Annotated in this window: 20 protein-coding genes and 5 tRNA genes; 2 read left to right on the top strand and 23 right to left on the bottom strand. The window is 37.5% G+C overall.

The window, feature by feature from the left end; genetic code table 11:
• Positions 1-6: 6 nt before the first annotated feature.
• From rpoB to GUB10_RS05905, 22 genes are all read right to left on the bottom strand, one after another.
• Entirely contained in the window at positions 7-3819 is a 3813-nt protein-coding gene (gene rpoB / locus GUB10_RS06010) for a DNA-directed RNA polymerase subunit beta (protein ID WP_193710516.1), read from the bottom strand.
• Positions 3820-3947: 128 nt separating this feature from the next.
• Positions 3948-4325: a 50S ribosomal protein L7/L12 gene (gene rplL / locus GUB10_RS06005; protein ID WP_057482050.1), complete on the bottom strand. Its 378-nt coding sequence runs from the start codon at positions 4323-4325 to the stop codon at positions 3948-3950.
• A 57-nt stretch (positions 4326-4382) separates the two neighbouring features.
• Complete coding sequence (gene rplJ, locus GUB10_RS06000; protein ID WP_193710515.1) at positions 4383-4904, bottom strand: 50S ribosomal protein L10; 522 nt, start codon at positions 4902-4904, stop codon at positions 4383-4385.
• 11 nt (positions 4905-4915) lie between these two features.
• Complete coding sequence (rplA, locus tag GUB10_RS05995; RefSeq protein WP_193710514.1) at positions 4916-5614, bottom strand: 50S ribosomal protein L1; 699 nt, start codon at positions 5612-5614, stop codon at positions 4916-4918.
• An 18-nt stretch (positions 5615-5632) separates the two neighbouring features.
• Positions 5633-6070 carry a 50S ribosomal protein L11 gene (gene rplK / locus GUB10_RS05990; RefSeq protein WP_057482053.1) on the bottom strand — a complete coding sequence of 146 codons (438 nt, stop codon included), beginning with the start codon at positions 6068-6070 and terminating at the stop codon, positions 5633-5635.
• A gap of 76 nt (positions 6071-6146) precedes the next feature.
• The gene (gene nusG, locus GUB10_RS05985; protein ID WP_193710513.1) at positions 6147-6698 is read right to left on the bottom strand and encodes a transcription termination/antitermination protein NusG; all 552 of its coding nucleotides are present in this window, start codon (positions 6696-6698) and stop codon (positions 6147-6149) included.
• A gap of 11 nt (positions 6699-6709) precedes the next feature.
• Positions 6710-6907, bottom strand: a complete 198-nt coding sequence (gene secE / locus GUB10_RS05980) for a preprotein translocase subunit SecE (RefSeq protein WP_193710512.1) — start codon at positions 6905-6907, stop codon at positions 6710-6712.
• Between the two features lie 20 nt (positions 6908-6927).
• Positions 6928-7000, bottom strand: a tRNA-Trp gene (locus GUB10_RS05975).
• 57 nt (positions 7001-7057) lie between these two features.
• Entirely contained in the window at positions 7058-8245 is a 1188-nt protein-coding gene (tuf, locus tag GUB10_RS05970) for an elongation factor Tu (RefSeq protein ID WP_193710511.1), read from the bottom strand.
• Between the two features lie 56 nt (positions 8246-8301).
• Positions 8302-8373: transfer RNA gene (locus GUB10_RS05965), tRNA-Thr, on the bottom strand.
• Between the two features lie 138 nt (positions 8374-8511).
• Positions 8512-8584, bottom strand: a tRNA-Gly gene (locus GUB10_RS05960).
• Between the two features lie 75 nt (positions 8585-8659).
• Positions 8660-8742 (bottom strand) — tRNA-Tyr (locus tag GUB10_RS05955).
• Positions 8743-8942: 200 nt separating this feature from the next.
• Positions 8943-9016: transfer RNA gene (locus tag GUB10_RS05950), tRNA-Thr, on the bottom strand.
• 100 nt (positions 9017-9116) lie between these two features.
• The gene (gene hpf / locus GUB10_RS05945) at positions 9117-9419 is read right to left on the bottom strand and encodes a ribosome hibernation-promoting factor, HPF/YfiA family (RefSeq protein WP_193710510.1); all 303 of its coding nucleotides are present in this window, start codon (positions 9417-9419) and stop codon (positions 9117-9119) included.
• A 29-nt stretch (positions 9420-9448) separates the two neighbouring features.
• Positions 9449-10342: a tyrosine-type recombinase/integrase gene (locus GUB10_RS05940; protein WP_193710509.1), complete on the bottom strand. Its 894-nt coding sequence runs from the start codon at positions 10340-10342 to the stop codon at positions 9449-9451.
• A gap of 101 nt (positions 10343-10443) precedes the next feature.
• Positions 10444-10638, bottom strand: coding sequence for a 30S ribosomal protein S21 (gene rpsU / locus GUB10_RS05935; protein ID WP_070055026.1), 195 nt, complete (start codon positions 10636-10638; stop codon positions 10444-10446).
• Positions 10639-10892: 254 nt separating this feature from the next.
• Entirely contained in the window at positions 10893-12062 is a 1170-nt protein-coding gene (locus GUB10_RS05930) for an acyl-CoA dehydrogenase family protein (protein WP_193710508.1), read from the bottom strand.
• A 120-nt stretch (positions 12063-12182) separates the two neighbouring features.
• Positions 12183-13049, bottom strand: a complete 867-nt coding sequence (locus tag GUB10_RS05925; protein ID WP_193710507.1) for a helix-hairpin-helix domain-containing protein — start codon at positions 13047-13049, stop codon at positions 12183-12185.
• 14 nt (positions 13050-13063) lie between these two features.
• Entirely contained in the window at positions 13064-15142 is a 2079-nt protein-coding gene (locus GUB10_RS05920; RefSeq protein ID WP_193710506.1) for an amino acid carrier protein, read from the bottom strand.
• Positions 15143-15313: 171 nt separating this feature from the next.
• A complete protein-coding gene (locus GUB10_RS05915) occupies positions 15314-15544 on the bottom strand; it encodes a PspC domain-containing protein (RefSeq protein ID WP_193710505.1) in 231 nt (76 codons plus the stop codon).
• 18 nt (positions 15545-15562) lie between these two features.
• On the bottom strand, positions 15563-16843 hold the full coding sequence (locus tag GUB10_RS05910) for a DUF2851 family protein (RefSeq protein ID WP_193710504.1): 1281 nt from the start codon (positions 16841-16843) through the stop codon (positions 15563-15565).
• A 43-nt stretch (positions 16844-16886) separates the two neighbouring features.
• Positions 16887-17591, bottom strand: a complete 705-nt coding sequence (locus GUB10_RS05905; protein ID WP_193710503.1) for an SGNH/GDSL hydrolase family protein — start codon at positions 17589-17591, stop codon at positions 16887-16889.
• A gap of 59 nt (positions 17592-17650) precedes the next feature.
• Between GUB10_RS05905 and GUB10_RS05900 the strand changes: the two genes are divergently transcribed.
• Both GUB10_RS05900 and GUB10_RS05895 read left to right on the top strand, forming a co-directional pair.
• Complete coding sequence (locus GUB10_RS05900; RefSeq protein WP_193710502.1) at positions 17651-18208, top strand: hypothetical protein; 558 nt, start codon at positions 17651-17653, stop codon at positions 18206-18208.
• Between the two features lie 279 nt (positions 18209-18487).
• Positions 18488-18835, top strand: coding sequence for a hypothetical protein (locus GUB10_RS05895; RefSeq protein ID WP_193710501.1), 348 nt, complete (start codon positions 18488-18490; stop codon positions 18833-18835).
• 59 nt (positions 18836-18894) lie between these two features.
• Here GUB10_RS05895 and GUB10_RS05890 read toward each other — a convergent pair whose 3' ends face one another.
• The gene (locus GUB10_RS05890) at positions 18895-21000 is read right to left on the bottom strand and encodes an amino acid carrier protein (RefSeq protein WP_193710500.1); all 2106 of its coding nucleotides are present in this window, start codon (positions 20998-21000) and stop codon (positions 18895-18897) included.
• Between the last annotated feature and the right edge of the window lie 34 nt (positions 21001-21034).

Raw genomic sequence — 21034 nt, 5'->3', positions numbered from 1 at the left:
AGTATTTTATTCTTCTAATTTAATATCCAAACCAAGACCTTTTAATTCGTGCATAAGTACGTTAAAAGATTCCGGTAGGCCGGGTTCTGGCATAGGCTCTCCCTTCACGATAGACTCGTAAGTTTTGGCCCTTCCTATCACGTCATCTGACTTCACTGTTAAGATTTCACGCAGGGTGCTGGATGCTCCATAAGCCTCAAGTGCCCAAACCTCCATCTCACCAAAACGCTGTCCACCAAATTGTGCTTTACCACCAAGTGGTTGCTGTGTAATAAGCGAGTATGGTCCAATAGATCTGGCGTGCATCTTGTCTTCAATCATATGTCCTAATTTCAACATATAGATTACCCCTACCGTTGCAGGTTGGTCAAAACGATCTCCTGTTCCACCATCATAAAGATAAGTATGCCCGTATCTTGGGATTCCGGCTTCGTCTGTAAGCTCATTAATCTGGTCTATGGTAGCCCCATCAAAAATTGGGGTAGCATATTTCTTACCAAGCTTTTGACCTGCCCATCCAAGTACAGTTTCGTAGATCTGACCAATGTTCATACGTGAAGGTACCCCAAGTGGGTTCAACACGATATCAACCGGTGTACCATCATCAAGGAATGGCATATCTTCCTGGCGAACTATTCTGGCAACAATACCTTTGTTACCGTGACGTCCCGCCATTTTATCACCTACTTTTAGTTTACGCTTTTTAGCAATGTAAACTTTAGCTAGTTTAAGAATACCAGAAGGAAGTTCATCTCCTACAGAAATAGTAAACTTCTCTCTTCTAAGGTTACCCTGAAGGTCGTTTTCCTTAATCTTATAATTATGGATAAGATCTGCTACCAATGAATTTAAGTGATCGTCTGTGGTCCAGGTACCATGTGTTAAATGCGTATAATCATCTACCGAGTTGAGCATTTTCAAGGTATATTTCTTACCTTTTGGCATTACCTCTTCCCCAAGATCGTTTTGAACTCCCTGAGCAGTTTTTCCACCTATAATAGCAAATAACTTATCTACAAGTTCAGCTTTTAAATTGGCAAATTTAGCATCGTACTTCTTCTCAAGCGCTGCAACATCTTCCTTATCCTGAGCTCTCTTACGCTTATCTTTAATTGCGCGGGCAAAGAGTTTTTTCTCTATTACCACCCCGTTTAAAGATGGAGAAGCTTTAAGCGATGCGTCTTTAACATCACCTGCTTTATCTCCAAAAATCGCACGAAGTAATTTTTCCTCCGGTGTTGGGTCACTTTCTCCTTTTGGAGTAATCTTACCAATAAGAATATCACCGGGTTTAACCTCTGCACCAATTCTAATCATCCCGTGTTCATCAAGATCTTTTGTAGCCTCTTCTGAAACGTTAGGAATATCGTTAGTTAATTCTTCGTTCCCTAATTTGGTATCACGAACTTCAAGTGAATATTCATCTACGTGGATAGAAGTAAAGATATCTTCTCTTACCACTTTTTCTGAAATCACAATCGCATCCTCAAAGTTGTAACCCTTCCAGGGCATAAAGGCAACCTTCATATTTCTACCCAATGCAAGTTCCCCTGCTTCGGTAGCATAACCCTGACATAAAACCTGGCCTTTGGTTACTCTATCTCCAACCCTAACAATTGGTTTAAGGTTAATAGAAGAACCCTGGTTAGTTTTACGGAATTTTATAAGATCGTAACTCTTTGAATCACTATCAAAGCTCACCATTCTATCTTCTTCCGTTCTATCATACTTAATGATAATCTTTCTTGCATCTACATATTCTACTTCCCCTTCTCCTTCAGCATTAATCAATACTCGAGAATCTGTAGCTACCTGGCGCTCTAGTCCTGTTCCCACAATTGGAGAATCGGCTTGAAGCAATGGAAGTGCCTGACGCATCATGTTAGATCCCATCAAGGCACGGTTTGCATCATCGTGTTCAAGGAAAGGAATTAAGGATGCAGAAATTGACGAAATTTGGTTTGGTGCCACATCGGTATAATGTATTTCCTTGGGATCTACCACAGGGAAATCTCCTTCCATTCGTGCAATTACCCTGTCTGTATTTATAGTACCGTCTTCCTTAAGCGGAATGTTAGCCTGTGCAATTTTCTTGTCTTCTTCCTCTTCAGCACTTAAATAAATGGCTTCTTCTGAAAGATTTAATTTTCCATTTTCAACCTTACGGTATGGTGTTTCAATGAAGCCCATTCCGTTTACTTTAGCGTAAACTGAAAGTGAAGAAATAAGTCCAATGTTTGGACCTTCAGGAGTTTCAATTGGGCAAAGCCTTCCGTAGTGAGTATAGTGAACATCACGTACCTCAAATCCTGCTCTTTCTCTTGATAAACCACCTGGCCCAAGTGCTGAAAGTCTACGCTTATGCGTGATCTCTGCAAGCGGGTTCGTTTGGTCCATGAACTGAGACAACTGGTTGGTACCAAAGAAAGAGTTGATTACAGAAGATAGTGTCTTCGCATTAATCAAATCTATCGGGGTAAATACCTCGTTGTCACGAACGTTCATTCTTTCACGAATGGTACGTGCCATACGAGCAAGACCAACTCCAAACTGTTGAGATAATTGCTCACCTACAGTTCTAACACGACGGTTAGATAAGTGGTCAATATCATCAATCTCTGCTTTAGAATTAATAAGCTCGATTAAGTATTTAATTATGGTAATAATGTCTTCTTTGGTAAGCACTTGCTTATCCATGGCCACATCAAGACCTAATTTTTTATTCATTCTATATCGACCTACTTCTCCAAGGCTGTAACGCTGATCTGAGAAGAATAATTTATCGATAATACCACGTGCAGTTTCCTCATCTGGCGGTTCTGCATTACGCAGTTGACGATAAATATGTTCTACCGCTTCCTTTTCAGAGTTGGTAGGGTCTTTTTGCAATGTATTATGAATAATAGCATAATCACCGGTTTGGTTATCTTCTTTATGAAGAAGAATAGTTTTACTTCCGGTTTCAAGAATTTCTTCTATATGCTCTTTTTCAAGTTCTGTATCACGATCTAAAACGATCTCATTACGTTCTATTGAAACTACCTCTCCCGTATCTTCATCAACAAAATCTTCATACCAGGTGTTCAATACACGGGCCGCTAGCTTACGACCTAATACTTTTTTAAGTCCTGTTTTTGAAACTTTAACCTCCTCAGCAAGATCGAAGATTTCTAAAATATCTTTATCGCGCTCAAAACCAATAGCACGGAAAAGTGTAGTAACAGGTAATTTTTTCTTTCTATCGATATAAGCATACATTACGCTGTTAATATCGGTAGCAAATTCTATCCAGGAACCTTTAAAAGGAATTACACGGGCAGAATAAAGTTTTGTTCCATTTGCGTGGAAGGATTGTCCAAAGAAAACTCCGGGGGAACGGTGCAGCTGAGAAACTACAACACGTTCTGCTCCATTGATACAAAAGGTACCACTAGGGGTCATGTAAGGAATAGTTCCCAAATATACGTCCTGTACGATGGTTTCAAAATCTTCGTGTTCAGGGTCGGTACAGTATAGTTTTAATCTAGCCTTAAGCGGCACACTATATGTTAAACCACGCTCAATACACTCCTGTATGGAATATCTTGGCGGGTCCACAAAATAATCTAAAAATTCTAGTACAAATTGATTACGGGTATCCGTAATTGGGAAGTTTTCCAGGAAGGTATTATAGAGACCTTCATTTCCCCGCTCTTCTGATTTGGTTTCTAATTGAAAGAAGTCCTGAAAAGACTTTATCTGGATATCCAGAAAGTCCGGGTAATCAGGTCTGTTCTTTACAGAAGAGAAACTTACTCTTTCAGTTTGCTTTGCTAACATCAATGGACGGATTATAATTTATAAAAAAACGGGCGCGCTATAGGGAATCCCCTATATACGCAAAAGGGTTTAGACCTTCAGGAGCGAATCCTGAGGTCTAAACCTAAATAATATTGCTTTCGTCAAGCTTATTTAAGCTCAACCTCGGCTCCTGCTTCTTCTAACTGTGATTTAAGCGCTTCTGCCTCGTCTTTAGCAACTCCTTCTTTTACTGGAGCTGGAGCACCATCTACTAATGCTTTAGCGTCTTTAAGACCAAGACCGGTAAGCTCTTTTACAAGCTTCACAACAGCTAGTTTAGATCCACCTGGAGCTTTAAGGATTACATCAAACTCAGTTTGCTCCTCAGCTTCTTCACCACCACCAGCAGCACCGCCACCAGCAACAGCTACTGCAGCAGCAGCAGGCTCAATACCGTATTCTTCTTTTAATATATCAGCTAACTCATTTACTTCTTTTACGGTTAAGTTAACCAATTGTTCTGCGAAATCTTTTAAATCTGCCATTTTCTATCGTTTTTAAAAAGTTCTTTAATTTATAATTGTTAAAAAGTGCGTACTAATTTATCCTTCCTTTTCAGAAAGTGTCTTAAGGATTCCAGATAATTTACCACCACCAGACTTAAGTGCTGAGATAACATTCTTAGCAGGCGATTGTAATAAGCCAACGATATCCCCAATAACTTCTTCCTTAGATTTGATATTCACCAGGGTGTCAAGGTAGTCATCTCCTACATAAATTCCTTCGTCTACAAAAGCACCTTTAAGAAGTGGTTTTTCGTTTTTCTTTCTGAATTCTTTGATTACTTTGGCTGGTGCATTACCAGTCTCAGAAAACATTATGGATGTATTGCCTTTTAAAACTGAAGGAAGTTCTCCAAATTCTTTCCCTGAAGCTTCCATAGCCTTAGCAAGCAATGTATTTTTAACTACAGCCAGCTTTACGTTAGCTTTAAAACAAGCTCTACGCAAGTTTGAAGTTGTTCCGGCATCAAGGCCAGATATATCTGCTAAATAAACAACAGAATTATCTGTTAACTGGGCAGTTAAATCTTCAATTACTATTGATTTTTCTTCTCTTGTCATAATCTATACTATTATTGCTCAGTGAACCTTTTAGTATCAACCTGAACGCTCGGGCTCATTGTAGAAGACATGTGGATACTTTTAATATACACACCCTTAGCTGCCTGAGGTTTCAACTTCACTAAAGTAGTTAATAATTCTCTTGCGTTACCAGCAAGTTTTTCGGCGTCAAATGATGCCTTACCAATTCCAGCGTGAACAATACCGGTTTTATCAACCTTAAAGTCGATTTTACCAGCCTTAACATCAGATACTGCTTTAGCAACATCCATTGTTACTGTTCCTGTTTTTGGGTTAGGCATAAGCCCTCTAGGTCCAAGTACACGTCCTAAAGGTCCTAATTTACCCATTACACTAGGCATTGTAATAATAACATCTACGTCTGTCCATCCACCTTTTATCTTATCTAAATACTCATCTAGACCTACATAATCGGCTCCGGCTTCTTTCGCCTCCTCTTCTTTATCTGGAGTAACTAACGCAAGTACTTTTACATCTTTACCAGTACCATGCGGGAGGGTTACAACACCTCTCACCATTTGGTTAGCTTTTCTAGGATCAACGTTCAATCGAACCGCTAAATCCACAGATGCATCAAAGTTTTCGTTAGCAACGTCTTTAATTAAAGCAGAAGCTTCCGCAACCGAGTAAGCTTTATTGCTCTCGATCTTAGACTGGGCTTCTTTTTGCTTTTTAGTCAATTTTGCCATTTTTAATTTCTTTTTGGATTAAAACGGTGCATCACCTTTTACAGTTATTCCCATTGAACGAGCTGTTCCAGCAACCATTTTCATTGCAGATTCTACGGTAAAGGCATTCAAATCCTGCATCTTATCTTCTGCAATAGTTCTAACCTGATCCCAAGAAACACTTGCTATTTTCTTTCTATTTGGTTCTCCTGAACCCTTTTTGTTTTTAGATGCTTCCAACAATTGTACTGCAGCTGGAGGAGTTTTAATCACAAAGTCAAAAGACTTATCTGAATAAACCGTAATCGCAACAGGCAATACTTTACCTTGTTTATCCTGGGTTCTACCATTGAATTGCTTACAGAATTCCATGATATTTACCCCGGCAGCACCTAAAGCAGGTCCAACTGGTGGTGATGGGTTAGCAGCACCTCCGCGAACTTGTAGTTTTACAACTTTACTTACTTCTTTTGCCATTTTATAAATTTTTAAGGTGATAGTTTGTTAGAGTGGAAGCTTTAAAAAACCATCAAAAAATATGTAACTAAAATCTTTATACTTTCTCTACTTGCATATAACTTAATTCCAATGGTGTTTTTCTTCCAAAGATTTTCACCATCACCTCAAGCTTACGCTTTTCTTCATTAACCTTTTCAACTGTACCGTTAAATCCGTTAAACGGACCATCAATAACCTTTATGGTTTCTCCTACAGTAAAAGGAATAGCAACATTATCAGTTTTCACAGAAAGCTCATCTACTTTGCCAAGCATTCTATTTACCTCAGACTTTCTAAGCGGAACAGGATCTCCTCCCTTTGTTTCACCCAAAAAACCGATAACGCCATTTATATTTTTAATTACGTGAGGCATCTCACCATCAAGATTAGCCTGTATCATTACATAGCCAGGAAAGTAAACACGTTCTTTATTTACTTTCTTACCATTTCTAATTTGAATAACTTTTTCGGTGGGAACTAAAACCTGATCAAGATAGTCTTCCATCCCAAGATGGTTTACCTCTTTCTCAATATAGTCTTTAACCTTATTTTCCTGACCACTAACAGCACGAACTACATACCATTTTTTTTCTTTTCCTTCTGCCATGCTAATATTTTTTAAGATTTAATCCATTCAAAATATTGCTCGATAGCCGAACTAAAAACGGTGTCTATACCCCAAATAGCCAGGGAAAAGATTATAGAAAATACCGCAACCAATATCGTTAACCTTTGAGCTTCAGACCAGCTTGTCCAGGTAACGTGGTTTGTTAATTCGTTGTAAGATTCTGATATATAATTGCCAATTCCTGCCATGTGATTCTTAAGGTATTTTGCACGGGTTGAGAGGCTCGAACTCCCGACACCTGGTTTTGGAGACCAGTGCTCTACCAACTGAGCTAAACCCGTATGTATAAAGGAAGGTTTCCCGCCCCTGGCGGGAAACCTATTTATTATAAACTATAATTAGTCTAAAATTTCAGTAACCTGTCCAGCACCTACTGTTCTACCACCTTCACGGATAGCGAAACGTAGACCCACATTCATAGCGATTGTCTGAAGAAGCTCAACAGTAATAGTAAGGTTATCACCAGGCATTACCATTTCAACACCATCAGGAAGACTAATTGTTCCTGTTACGTCAGTTGTACGTACGTAGAACTGAGGACGGTAGTTATTATGGAATGGAGTATGACGTCCACCTTCTTCTTTTTTAAGGATATAAACCTCTGCTTTAAACTTAGCGTGAGGAGTTACAGATCCAGGTTTAGTAATTACCATACCTCTAGAAATCTGAGTTTTCTCAATACCTCTTAATAAGATACCTACGTTATCTCCAGCTTCACCTCTATCAAGAATCTTACGGAACATCTCAACCCCAGTAATAGTAGAAGTAAGTTTTTCAGCTCCCATACCAATAATCTCTACAGGATCTCCAGTGTTAGCTACACCAGTCTCAATACGACCAGTTGCTACAGTACCACGTCCAGTAATAGAGAATACATCTTCAATAGGCATTAAGAAATCCTTATCAACATCACGCTGAGGAAGCTCAATCCAATTATCTACAGCCTCCATAAGCTCAAGAACAGTCTTAGACCATTTATCATCACCTTCAAGAGCACCAAGTGCAGATCCAGAAATTACAGGACCATTATCACCATCATACTCATAGAAAGAAAGAAGATCTCTAACTTCCATTTCAACTAATTCTAAAAGCTCCTCATCATCTACAAGATCCACTTTGTTCAAGAACACAACAATTCTTGGAATACCAACCTGACGTCCAAGAAGGATGTGCTCACGAGTTTGTGGCATAGGACCATCAGTTGCAGCAACCACAAGAATAGCACCGTCCATTTGAGCAGCACCAGTAACCATGTTCTTCACATAATCGGCGTGACCAGGACAGTCAACGTGAGCGTAGTGACGATTAGCAGTTTGATACTCTACGTGAGAAGAGTTAATTGTAATACCTCTTTCTTTTTCTTCAGGAGCATTATCAATTTGATCAAAAGCACTAGCTTCTGAATATCCAGCATCAGCCATTACTTTAGTAATCGCTGCTGTTAAAGTAGTTTTTCCGTGATCTACGTGTCCAATTGTACCTATATTAAGGTGCGGTTTGGAACGATCATAAGTTTCCTTTGCCATAATTAATACTTATTTAATCTTAGTTATATATTAGTGTTCAATTTAATACAATCTAGAGCCAACGACGAGAATTGAACTCGTGACCTCTTCCTTACCAAGGAAACGCTCTACCCCTGAGCTACGTCGGCAAGCCGAAAGTTACACCTTCAAAGTTCACCGGTTCAAACAAGAAAAACCATAAACCAAAACTGGCTTACGGATATCTAAATTACTCTCAAACCGGAAAAATAAATTAAAACAGGATCAAAACCCTATATTCAATTAAGAGCGGGAGACCGGGTTCGAACCGGCGACATTCAGCTTGGAAGGCTGACGCTCTACCAACTGAGCTACTCCCGCATTGAGTTCAAGATCTAAAATTCTAAAATTCAAAGCTAACATTGAATCAAGAATTCGGAATTTTGAATTGATAAGTGGGGAGAGCAGGATTCGAACCTGCGAAGTCGAAAGACAGCAGATTTACAGTCTGCCCTCGTTGGCCGCTTGAGTATCTCCCCAATTTATTTTTCCACTATTTCATAGAACCGTAGCTGCTATCACAGCTAAGCTTTATGATGGCTTGTTGTTTTAACGGCTGCAAATAAACGTAATTTAACAGCACCATCCAAAGCATTTTTAAAATTTTTTCTATAAAATTTTCAGCAACTTAATTTTCAACAAATTAAGTTTTAAAAACTACTTATTTCAAAATTTCAAGAGCCGATGGAGGGACTCGAACCCACGACCTGCTGATTACAAATCAGCTGCTCTAGCCAGCTGAGCTACATCGGCTTTTACACTACTTTTTTAGCATAAAAAAGTCCGCTATTTCTAACGGACTGCAAATGTATATAAATTATTTCTTTCACAAAACAATTTTTAAAAAAAATATCTAAACGTGCGCACTTAATTTCTCCTTACGCTTAATTAATTGCCTCTGCAAGGATGAAACACATTCATCTACACACTCCTCAAACTTTTTACATGTTTTTTTCACCATAATATCATCTCCAGGAACACTCAACAAAATCTCAGTAACCTTATTATCCTTCGCACTAGTATTTTGCACTTTCAAAAAGACATCTGCATAGATAACTTTGTCATAATAATTTTCTAGCCTATCCAGCTTACGCTGAATAAAATCAATTAATTTTTGATCGGCGTTGAAGTTTACAGATTGCACATTTACTTTCATATTCTGTATAATTTAATTAAACAATTATTTTAATTGGCTTTTTTATTTCTTGGGTGCGCCATTTGATGCACCCTACTAAGCTCTGAAATACTATTATGGGTATAAACTTGCGTTGCAGCAAGACTGGAATGCCCAAGCAATTCTTTTACAGCATTAAGATTAGCACCCTGGTTCAACAAATGTGTTGCGAAAGAGTGTCGCAGAATATGCGGACTCTTTTTTATCTTACCAGATACCCTACTAAAATAATTATTTATAATCCTATAAACAAGACTTTCGTATAATTTAATACCTTTTTGGGAAACAAAAAGGGAAGATTCCTGCCGGCCAGCCATTATACCAGCACGCACATCTAAATACCTCTCCAGATTCGCAATTACACCCGGCAAGAGCGGAACAATCCTCTCTTTTTGTCGCTTACCCAATATTTTTAATTGTTTCCCTGCCAAATCAAGATCCTGAAGCTTTATTTCAATAAGTTCTATACGCCGCATCCCTGTAGTATAAAAAAGCTCTACAATCAACCTATCTCTTAATCCATCAAAACCAGAGGTGTCAATTTGATCAAGGACATTCTTAATTTCAAGTTCAGAGAAAGGTACCTGAATTTTAGAAGCGGTTTTTAAGGCCTTATGTTTTGCTAGCGGTGAAAATTCTATATCCCCTGTTTTCTGCAGAAAGCGATAATAAGACTTTAAAGAAGAAATTTTACGATTTATACTGCGGTTAGACACTCCTTGCTCTACCAAACAAATAATCCAATTTCTTATTTGTGAATAATGTAATTTACTTAAATCCTCTTCATCAAATTCATAAAAAATAAACTCAGAAAAAGATTCTAAATCTGCCTTATAAGCTGTTAGCGTATTGAGAGAATAATTTTTCTCTACCTGAAGATAATCTAAAAATTGGGAAAAAGACATAAAAAAAACTGTTGACAAACAAAGTTAGCAAACTTTAATCTATCAACAGTTAATTTTATATTTTCTGAAAAAAATCAGAAAATTCGATCAAATCCTTTTCACTAGATATCTTCCTGATCTCTCAAATGCTGGATGTACTCGGCTTTTTGATGCTGAGCTCTCTTCGCAACAGAAGGCTTCGTGAAATGCTGGCGGCTTCTTAGCTGGCGCATTGTTCCGGTCTTGTCGAATTTTCGCTTAAAACGCTTTAGCGCTCTATCTATATTTTCTCCGTCTTTTACTGGTATTATTAACATAGTGTCATCACCTCCTTTCTTTAGAAATAGGCTGCAAAGATAATCTAAATCTAAGAACCCACAACCAATTTTTAATTTATTTCGCTACCGGCTTATACTCATTTTTGTCGATCACCATTTTAGCGATAAAAGTGGAATTTTCGCAAAAATGTCAATCTAAAAAGATTACTTCGCCGCCGGCTTGTATTCTTTTTTGTCGATCACCATTTTAGCGATAAAAGTGGAATTTTCGCAAAAATGTCAATCTAAAAAAATTACTTCGCTGCAGGCTTGTATTCTTTTTTATCGATCACCATTTTAGCGATAATCTCTCTAAGAATTTCTGAAGTTCCTCCGCCTATTGGGCCTAAGCGACTATCTCTAAACATTCTGGCCAAAGGATAATCTTCCATATAGCCATACCCCCCTAATAATTGAAGACAGTCATAAATAACCCTATCGGCCATTTTGGTAGAAAGCAGTTTAGACATACTGGCCTCCTTTACCACATATTGTCCATCATTAAGGCGCTTGGCAATAGAATAGTTAAACTCCCTATTCACCTCTATTTCACTAGCCATATCGGCAACCGAATGTCTTAAAGCCTGAAACTTATCTATGGATTTACCAAAAGCCTCCCGCTCAGCCATATAACCCAGCGTATAATCTAAGGCAAATTGAGCACGAGCATGGGCATTTATCCCCATAATAAGTCTTTCTAAAGCAAAATGCTGCATAATATAAGAGAAGCCTTTCCCCTCTTCACCCATAAGATTTTCAGCCGGGATTTCAACATTATCAAAAGCAAGCTCGGCGGTATCTGAAGCTCTCCACCCCAATTTATCTAACTTTGAAGCTGAAATACCGGGGGTATCCCTATCTACAATAAAAATACTCATTCCTTTATTCCCTTTATCAGGATCGGTTTTAGCAGCAACTACCAGATAATCTGAATAAACACCGTTTGTAATAAAGGTTTTAGATCCGTTTAAGACATATTTATCTCCCTTTTTTATTGCAGTGCTGCGCATTCCTGCCACATCAGATCCTCCAAAAGGCTCAGTAATACAAAGACAACCTATTTTTTCACCATCTATACTAGGGCTTAGATATTTCTTTTTAATCTGGTCATCACCCTCTTTGTTTACATGCGTCATTGCTAAATATGCATGGGCCCAAATTGCAGCAGCAAAACCGCCACTGTTTATTTTTTGCAGTTCTTCCAGGAAAATAACGGTGTAGAAAATATCGAGGTTCATTCCACCATATTCTTCCGGTTGGTTAAGGCCAAAATATCCCATCTCTCCAAATTTCTTCCAGATAAACCGGTCTATGGTTCCAGATTTTTCCCATTTATCAATATGTGGTACCACTTCTTTTTGTAAAAAGTCCTGAAAACTCTTCCTAAAAAGCTCATGTTCCTCGGTAAAATACAATGAATTCATACTAAATTATTTTTTTCTTTTTCTTCATAGCAAAGCTATCGCCCTACAAATCAAACAATATCATTTTTTTTTCAACAATTCGGTATGTTAAACCTATAGATAATCAATAGTACCGAATATTCAATTTAAGCTCAAATATAATTGAATTCTATCGATTTTATCTGAAGGAAAACTTTCTATTTTCGATAGCTCGGCAAAAGACTCAATCCCTTCATGAAGCTGGCGATAATCTATTATTTCCCTTGCCAATTCATATTTAATATAAGGAACGCTTACCAGATCTAAAACTTTCGCCTTATTAATATTAATCAAATTGAAATTTACATTTTTAGAAACGCGAAATTGTTTTTGAAGTTTCTCGCGAGTCTCATAGTTTAAACCATAAATATCCTTAAGCTGAATTTCACTTCTAAATCCGCCAATTTTTGTTCTGTAATTAACTATTCGGTTAGCCAACACCTCTCCTACCCCGCTTACTTTTTGCAATTCATTTACATCAGCTTCATTTAAATCTGAAATAGGTATGACAGGTAATATTCTTGTGTTGTTTTTTTGCTTTTGGGCATCAACCACCCAGTCGGGGAATTTAAAATAGGGAGAAATCAAAGCGAGCAAAGAATCTGAAACGCCGGTTACTTTTTGAAAATCTTCTGCAGAATTAATCCATTTATCTTTATTTCTAAACCGGTGCAGCCTATCGATTTCTGTAATACTCATCCCCAGCGTATAACCCTTAAAGTCTGTGATATAATTTGGATTAAAAGGAAAAATTTTCACTTCATTCGCATCGGCCTGAAGCTGTTTTAATGAATCTATTTGAGCCTGGAAATCCTGTATTTCTTCCGTGGTTAATTCTTCAGTTGAACCATCAGATCTAAAGTTTAAAAAATAATAGACCCCCTGAAGAATAATTATAATACATAACAAAAGAAAAATCCCATTTTGTTGGCTCCTGCTGAACACAAAATGGGATTTTATCGGTTTCATATTATTGCATAAGATTAGCTGGCTTTAGCCTCCCGTTGTCTTTTAAACAATTCTCCTGCTTTAAGCTTTCTGGAATATTCATTAAGATCTCTTCTAACCTCGGTAGACATAATGTAAAGCCCTATAATATTAGGGAAAGACATTGCCAATATCATCATATCAGAGAAATCCAGCACGGCTCCCAAACTAATAGAAGCACCTACTACAACAAAAATAAGGAACAATATTTTATACGCCAGTTCTGTTTTTTTACTCTTTCCAAATAAATAAGTCCAAGAACGCATTCCGTAATAAGACCAGGAAATCATGGTAGAGAAAGCGAATAAGAAAACTGCCATGGCCAACACATACGGGAACCAGGACACCACACTTGCAAAAGCATCTGAAGTTAATTGAACCCCACCTACTCCTTCTACTTCGTGCATTCCGGTAAAAATTAACACTAAAGCAGTTAGGGTACAAACTACCACCGTATCAATAAAAGGTTCTAATAAAGCCACAAAACCTTCAGATGGTGGATGATTTGTTTTTGCTGCCGAGTGCGCAATCGCTGCCGAACCAACACCGGCTTCATTAGAGAAAGCCGCACGTTGAAACCCAACAATCAACACCCCTATTATACCACCTTTCATTGCAGTAGCGTTAAAAGCACCATCGTATATGGCTCCAAATGCCGGAACTATATTTTCTATATTTATAAAGATTACCGTTAAAGCACCAAGCACATATACCGCAGCCATAAAGGGCACTACCTTACCTGTTACTTTAGCAATACTTTGAATACCACCAATAATTACAATCCCTACAAGGATTGCTACAGCTATTCCAAACCAAAAACCATTTCCTATAAGGAATGAAAATTGACCTGAAAGAATTTCAAAAGATTGATTGGCCTGAAACATATTTCCACCACCAAAAGAAGCACCAATACCCAAAATTGCAAAAAAGGCAGCCAGGAATTTACCTAAACCACGCATGTTTCTTTTTTCCAATCCGTAGCGTAAATAATTCATAGGACCACCAAAAATTCTACCTTCAGAATTTATAAAACGATATTTCACCCCAAGGGTACATTCTACAAATTTTGATGCCATGCCCAATAAACCGGCAATAATCATCCAAAAAGTGGCTCCTGCCCCTCCAAGGGAAATGGCAACGGCAACCCCGGCGATATTACCAAGGCCAACAGTTGCCGAAACAGCTGTAGCCAACGCCTGAAAGTGCGTAATACTACCCGGTGCGTTAGGCTCGTCATACTTTCCTCGCGCCAGATCTATAGAGTGTTTAAATCCTTTAAAATTAATGAAGCCCATCTTTACTGTAAAGAATGCTGCTCCAAAAATCAACCAAACCACAATAAAAGGAATATTATGGGTTTGTGGTGTCCCGTTGGGGTTGGTTAAAATCTGCGGCTCATCGTATTGAATTTGCGCCAACATATGCGCGTTGGTTTCAATAAGATCTGAACTGTTTTGATAATCCCAAATGGTTTTACCTTCCTCTACTAAATACTTTACTGTTCCGTTAGCATTAGCTGTAACTTGTAATTCACCGCTATTTTCAGAACTAACTATTGCGATAAGATCTCCTTCATCTACATGAGCGCCTTCTTCTACCAACCATTCTTTTAAAGTAAATTTATCTTCAACATCGGCACTCCACTCAGGAGTAGGCACATTACTTAATTCGGCATACACTTTAGGGTCATAAACACCAATTGCGGTAAATGGATCCCAAAAAAGCACTGCAGTCATCGCTTCTACAATAGGAACAAAGGTTCCGTTAAAATGCTCGGTAATAGCCTTAGCTTCTATTTCAAAAGTTTTGGTAACAGAGTTATTTTGGCTATCGGTTACGGTAACCTCGTAAGGGACGCCTTCGGTTAGGTCTTCGGCCCGGGAAGATTGGAGAGAAGTTTCAGGGTTTGACCATTTGTACTGGTAAGGAGGCTCTCCTCCCGTCACCTCAAGGTCTATAAATCCATCATTAATAATATTTGACGGATTGCCTACTTTGGCTTTTACATCCAGTTCTTGTGCATTACCTGCAAAAATCGAAAACAAAAAGAACATTGAAAGTAGATACTTTCTCATATAGTATATTGGTTGTTTAATTTCGAATTAATTTTTTCCGCGAAGCAAGATGCTAAAAAATTAGGCTTTTTCAAATTTTTGGGAGTTAAATTGTAAAGAAATTGTTAAATAATAATTTCATTAATTTTACTTAATACCTGTTTTATTAAAAAAAATTCTTCCAAAAACAACTTAAAGGTCAAAAACTGAAGTTCTTTTAGTATATACAAGATCCTTGAGCTTTAGCCAAAAAGCCAGAATTAAATAAACTACAAACCAGGAACCAAGGGTGAAAAAAGATGCATAAATAAAAAACAAACGCACACTTTTAGCACGCATTCCTAATTTATCGGCCACTCGTGACGACACGTAGAAGCCATGTTTTTCTAAATAATATCGAATATTATGTACCATTCTTGTCATCCCTACAAATATAATACTTTAAGCCTTTCGCTGTAATAATTTTATACCAATAGCACAATCAAGGCATTTATTGAATTCACAATAGCGTTGTTTTAACTGTACCATTGCCTGAGAGTGCAGGGAATTTTCTACACAGTCTTTTTTAAGCTCGTTATAATTTTGAATAATTTTATTATTCTCGGGAGGTAGTTGTTCCATTAAAGATATCAGCTCTTCCACTTTACCATTTCCCACCGCTTTAGAATAACAAAATTGTAGTGGGATAATCGTATTAATAAGCAATAGATTTTTATAAGCCAGGCTTAAAGATTTTCTTCTTTCTTTATGTTTCTTTTGAAATGTAAAATGTGTCTTCCAAAAATTAGAAGTTTCTATCTCCAGAATTTGGTAAACCACTTCCAAGGATTTTGAAACAATTAATTCTGAAAATAATTTTCTATGTTTATGGTAAAGCGAAGCCAGTTGAGACAATCTTATGTTTGGAAAGTTATCTGGTCTAAGCCTGAAAAATTTAGGTCTTATCACACCTAAATTTGATAGTTTATATTTATGGCTCAAATAAATATATTCCTTTTTAAGCTCTAGAAAATAGGGAATATTAAGTTGTTTTTCCAGCAAACCACACTGCCCAAAAAGCAAAGCTTCCATCTGTAAATTATTTTGCGAAGCTTTTTGTAAAACCGAAAAATTGAAGCTTTGTGCCATACTTAAAAATGCATCTCCATTCAGGTTTAGCCCAAAATTTTTAGCCAACATCTGAAACAAAACCACTTCCCAGTTATTTCCAGATTTTTTTAATAGGTCCTGAATAAGCACCGACTTTTCTTCCAGGCGTTCTATATAAAGGCGATCCTGCCAGTGCCTTAAGGTGAAACTACTGGTATTCTTGAAGCTTTTTCCGCAATTAATCCAGTTTTGAGAGGAAACAAAAAGTTTTTGATACCCGGAAATTAAGCTCCTATCTACTAAATTTTTAAGACTTAAAGCCGGAATTGCACTCTTATTACGCCTTTGCACCTCAACATCATCTTCCCAAACCACGTGCAAAATTACATTATCGTAATTGCGATCGTTTTCGTGTTGATGAAAATACCAATCGGAAGCTTTTATATGTAACTCTACATTACCAGCCCAAATTTGATCTCCAATTTTAACCCGGGCATTAAAAAAATCGGGACCTGAATTATAGTTATGAGTTCCGGTATCTATTAGAAGCACCTTCTCTCCCTGCGTAGTAACAGCATTGGTAAAATCGAATTTCTTATATTTCCAGAGATAATGTAAAAAGTCTTCCCGCATCTTTTAAAATTAAAAAAATACGGTTCAAAATGTAGTGTTTAGACTACCGTGGCAACATTTGGGGGATATCATCTATAATTTCATCCACCCAATAACGATACATCAATTCACTTGGATGTAGACCATCGGGTGCAATAAGTGCATCATCCCTGGAGGCTTCTCTGGATATTGGAGTTATGTTATAAAAGTCAACTTCAAATTCTCCCGCCACCTTTTTAAATACAGCATTAAATTGATCTATTTCCGTGGCAATAGTTTCAGCGTTTTCCTGCCCAAAAGGGGTTACCCCATAGTCTGGGATACTCACTGCAAAAACACCCTTTTCCCGTTGTTTTGAATGATTAAGGGCTAACTTAAATATTTCACGTAACTCTTTCTCATAAGCTTCAATACTTTTTCCCTGATATTGATTATTAACACCTATTAGTATAGAAACAAGGTCAAATTTCCTGGTATAATTTAGCTCAGACCGCATAACGCTTAAAAGATTTCCGGTAGTCCAGCCTGTTTTTGCTATAATTTTAGGTGGGGCAACTTTATATCCTCGCTCTCTTAACCTCACTGCAAGTTGTACCGGCCAGCGTGCACTTTCTGGCACACTCTCGCCTATTGTGTAAGAATCACCAAGCGCCAAATAACTATAATCCATAGCATAGGAATTCCCGGTTTCTGAATCTTCAGAAATAACATTTGAAGTGCCACAGCCAATTATAATAAAGCTTAAAAATATGATGTAAAATTTGTTCATGGTAAAACTTTTAAAAAGCGTATTTTGCAGCAATTTAAAACATTTACAGCATTTGTGACATGAAATTAAAGTTCATTTTTCTTCTATTAAGTGTTTCATTATTTGCCCAGGAAAATCCCGCAGCAAGCTTTTGGAAGCAACTTCAACAACATTGCGGAAATACTTATGAGGGTGTTATTACAAAAGATTTGGGGAATGATGATTTTGCCAATAAAAAGCTACTGATGCATGTAAGGTCTTGTAATGAAAGTGAAATTAAAATTCCATTTTTTGTAGGGGAAAATAAGTCCCGAACATGGATTTTAAGATTTAAGAATAATAGAATTCAACTAAAACACGATCATCGAAAACCTGATGGAAGTGAAGAAGAAATCACACAATATGGTGGTATTTCTACCAATACCGGCTTATCAAATGTTCAGATTTTTCCTGCAGATACGGAAACCGCTACACTACTTCCTGCCGCAGCAACCAATGTATGGTGGATAACCTTGGATGAAGAATCTTTCACTTACAACCTTAAAAGAATAGGAAGAGAAGGTCATTTCACAGTAAAATTTGATCTTTCAAATCCGGTAGCCAGTCCTGTAGCCCCGTGGGGTTGGGAAACAAATTAACCTTAATCAACTTTATCTGGAACCCCAAACAATGCTTATTATTTAGGCGAAGTTCTCAAATCTTAAAAAACTCATTTACCATCACTTATAAAAAGTGAATTACAGAACAGACATGAAACCAACCCAGAAAAACACTACAAACACCCCTTCTTCAACTTCTGAAAAGAATAAACCTAAGAGTTCATTTTCAAAATTCTTTTCAAAATTGGGTTATTCCATCTGGATGATTGTTATGGTAGTTGGCGGGGTACTTGCATTTTTAGTTTCCCTCTTTTTACTATGAAAAGCTTAAAAACAGTATTTGTTTTATATTGTATTGTTTTTACTATACTTCAACTTTTCTATTTTTTAGATCAACCTATCCCTGGTTTTATAAGAAATTACCTGGCAGATTTTCTTTGTATGCCTATTGTTTTAAGCATTTGTCTTTTTGTGGTACAGCTAGTTAAAAAAGATAAAAGCATTCGCTTAAACATAAGTACGATATCATCGGTTTTTTTAATGTACAGTATTTATTTTGAAATGATACTTCCTCCTATTCATTGGCGATATACTGCCGATTATAGAGATGTTTTACTCTATTTAGCAGGAAGTATCATTTTCTATTTTCTACAAAAAGCACCTTAAAAAACAGGTCAAAGATCAGGATGGTTCATCAAAACCATCCTGATTTTTAGTTTTGCGAACTAGGCTTCAGCTTTTCTAAACTTTTCACTGATATATAAACTTCCCGCTTGAAGTCGGTCCCAATAAACCGCCATATCATTTCGCACTTCAGAAGACATAATATAGAGCCCTATAATATTTGGAAAAGACATAGCCAGAATCATCATATCTGAAAAACTAAGCACAGCACCTAAACTGGTTGAAGCTCCCAATACCACAAATAGTAAAAACATAATTTTATAGACCATTTCTGACTTTACGCTTTTTCCGAAAAGGTAGGTCCAGGACCTCATTCCGTAATAAGACCAGGAAACCATGGTAGAAAAAGCAAATAAAAATACGGCGAAGGCAAGCACAGCCGGAAACCAGGAGATTACGCTACCAAAAGCATCAGAGGTAAGTTCTACCCCACCAAGTCCGTTTACTTCGTGCATTCCCGTAAAGATAAGAACCAGGGCGGTCATAGTACACACCAACATAGTATCGATAAAAGGTTCAACCAGCGAGGTAAAACCATCGGCAATAGGGTTATTGGTTTTAGAAGCACTATGGGCAATTGCAGCAGAACCTACTCCTGCTTCACTGGAGAAAGCGGCACGCTGTAAACCAATAATCAAAACTCCTATAAATCCACCTTTCATGGCATCAGCCGAAAGTGCACCATTATAGATCGCAGAAAAAGCTCCGCCAATGTTTTCGATGTGTGTACCAATTACAATAGAGCAACCAATAATATAGACCATGGCCATAAAAGGAACTACTTTACCGGTAACCCGGGCAATACTATTAATTCCTCCAATAATAACCACTCCAACCAGAATAGCGAAGAAAACACCAAACCAAAAACCATGACCTTCCAGAAAAGGCATTTGTTCTGATACAATTTTAAACGCCTGGTTAGATTGAAGCATATTTCCGCCTCCAAACGAAGCTCCAACTCCCAATACTGCAAAAAGACTGGCTAGGAACTTCCCCAGGGTCTTCATATTTCTTTTTTCTAAACCATAGCGTAAATAATTCATGGGGCCACCAAAAATTCGGCCTTCACTATTTATAAATCGGTATTTCACCCCCAGAGTACACTCTACAAACTTTAAGGACATAGCAAAAAAACCGGCTAAAAACATCCAAAAGGTTGCGCCTGCACCCCCTAAAGAAATAGCTACGGCTACCCCGGCAATATTTCCAAGCCCAACTGTGGCCGAAACCGCAGTTGCCATAGCTTGAAAGTGCGTAATTGTTCCTGGTGCGTTTGGATCGTCATATTTTCCTCTGGCTAAATCTATAGAATGTCCAAATCCGCGAATATTTATAAAACCTAACCTAAAAGTGAAAAATATACTTCCAATAATTAACCACATTACAATGAACGGAATGGAGTTTTTCTTTTTATCGCCATTTGGGTGTAATAGTGGTTGTGGTTCGGCATAGATTATTTCTGCAAGCATATGGGCATCCTGCTCTATAACATCACTGGTACTATTAGGGTCAAAAATAATTTGCCCTTCTTCTACCAAATAATTGAGTTTCCCTTCAACCGGAGATAAAACAGTAATCTCTTCTCCTGCATCGCTTTCAATAATCGCAATTTCATCACCCTCTTTAACCTCACTTTCCTTTTCTAGCAACCATTTTTTTAGGGTATAGGCTTTTTCATTTGTGGCGTCCCATTGTGGGATGGGAACCTGTTTGCTGGGTGTGTAAACTATGGGATCAAAAAGACCCAAAGACGCAAATGGGTCCCAAAAAAGAATTCCGCCAAGAAAATCTACCGCAGGCTGAACATTACTATTGAATATTTCGGTTATAGATTTTGCAGGAATTGTAAAAGAAGTAGTAAGGCTATTGTTATTGGCATCGGTCACTTTAACGGTATGCTCCATACCCTCTATAAGACCTGTAGATTTTTTGGCATCTAATGCGGTAGATTGATTAGTCCATTTGTATTGGTATGGTGCTTTACCTCCGGTAACTTTAACTTCGGCGATGCCATTATTGATTTCACGGGACGGATTTTCTAAAATCACCTCTATTTCAAATCCCGAATTATTTTTTTTGTTTTCCTGTGCGCTGGTAATGGCTGTTAGCATTAAAAATATACTTGTAAAAAGCCATAAATTCCTCATAAAATAAATCTGTTATATTAGTATTTAATTTTAA

It is taken from the genome of Salegentibacter sp. BLCTC (genome assembly GCF_015143665.1).
GTDB classification, from domain to species: domain Bacteria; phylum Bacteroidota; class Bacteroidia; order Flavobacteriales; family Flavobacteriaceae; genus Salegentibacter; species Salegentibacter maritimus.
The sequence above is the reverse complement of the archived record's forward strand: the minus strand, read 5'-3'. Positions and strand labels throughout refer to the sequence as shown.

Excerpts from the sequence above, each read along its gene's own strand:
- rpoB (WP_193710516.1), bottom strand. The coding sequence starts at position 3,819 with ATGTTAGCAAAGCAAACTGAAAGAGTAAGTTTCTCTTCTGTAAAGAAC.
- rplL (WP_057482050.1), bottom strand. The coding sequence starts at position 4,325 with ATGGCAGATTTAAAAGATTTCGCAGAACAATTGGTTAACTTAACCGTA.
- rplJ (WP_193710515.1), bottom strand. The coding sequence starts at position 4,904 with ATGACAAGAGAAGAAAAATCAATAGTAATTGAAGATTTAACTGCCCAG.
- rplA (WP_193710514.1), bottom strand. The coding sequence starts at position 5,614 with ATGGCAAAATTGACTAAAAAGCAAAAAGAAGCCCAGTCTAAGATCGAG.
- rplK (WP_057482053.1), bottom strand. The coding sequence starts at position 6,070 with ATGGCAAAAGAAGTAAGTAAAGTTGTAAAACTACAAGTTCGCGGAGGT.
- nusG (WP_193710513.1), bottom strand. The coding sequence starts at position 6,698 with ATGGCAGAAGGAAAAGAAAAAAAATGGTATGTAGTTCGTGCTGTTAGT.
- secE (WP_193710512.1), bottom strand. The coding sequence starts at position 6,907 with ATGGCAGGAATTGGCAATTATATATCAGAATCTTACAACGAATTAACA.
- tuf (WP_193710511.1), bottom strand. The coding sequence starts at position 8,245 with ATGGCAAAGGAAACTTATGATCGTTCCAAACCGCACCTTAATATAGGT.
- hpf (WP_193710510.1), bottom strand. The coding sequence starts at position 9,419 with ATGAAAGTAAATGTGCAATCTGTAAACTTCAACGCCGATCAAAAATTA.
- GUB10_RS05940 (WP_193710509.1), bottom strand. The coding sequence starts at position 10,342 with ATGTCTTTTTCCCAATTTTTAGATTATCTTCAGGTAGAGAAAAATTAT.
- rpsU (WP_070055026.1), bottom strand. The coding sequence starts at position 10,638 with ATGTTAATAATACCAGTAAAAGACGGAGAAAATATAGATAGAGCGCTA.
- GUB10_RS05930 (WP_193710508.1), bottom strand. The coding sequence starts at position 12,062 with ATGAATTCATTGTATTTTACCGAGGAACATGAGCTTTTTAGGAAGAGT.
- GUB10_RS05925 (WP_193710507.1), bottom strand. The coding sequence starts at position 13,049 with ATGAAACCGATAAAATCCCATTTTGTGTTCAGCAGGAGCCAACAAAAT.
- GUB10_RS05920 (WP_193710506.1), bottom strand. The coding sequence starts at position 15,142 with ATGAGAAAGTATCTACTTTCAATGTTCTTTTTGTTTTCGATTTTTGCA.
- GUB10_RS05915 (WP_193710505.1), bottom strand. The coding sequence starts at position 15,544 with ATGACAAGAATGGTACATAATATTCGATATTATTTAGAAAAACATGGC.
- GUB10_RS05910 (WP_193710504.1), bottom strand. The coding sequence starts at position 16,843 with ATGCGGGAAGACTTTTTACATTATCTCTGGAAATATAAGAAATTCGAT.
- GUB10_RS05905 (WP_193710503.1), bottom strand. The coding sequence starts at position 17,591 with ATGAACAAATTTTACATCATATTTTTAAGCTTTATTATAATTGGCTGT.
- GUB10_RS05900 (WP_193710502.1), top strand. The coding sequence starts at position 17,651 with ATGAAATTAAAGTTCATTTTTCTTCTATTAAGTGTTTCATTATTTGCC.
- GUB10_RS05895 (WP_193710501.1), top strand. The coding sequence starts at position 18,488 with ATGAAAAGCTTAAAAACAGTATTTGTTTTATATTGTATTGTTTTTACT.
- GUB10_RS05890 (WP_193710500.1), bottom strand. The coding sequence starts at position 21,000 with ATGAGGAATTTATGGCTTTTTACAAGTATATTTTTAATGCTAACAGCC.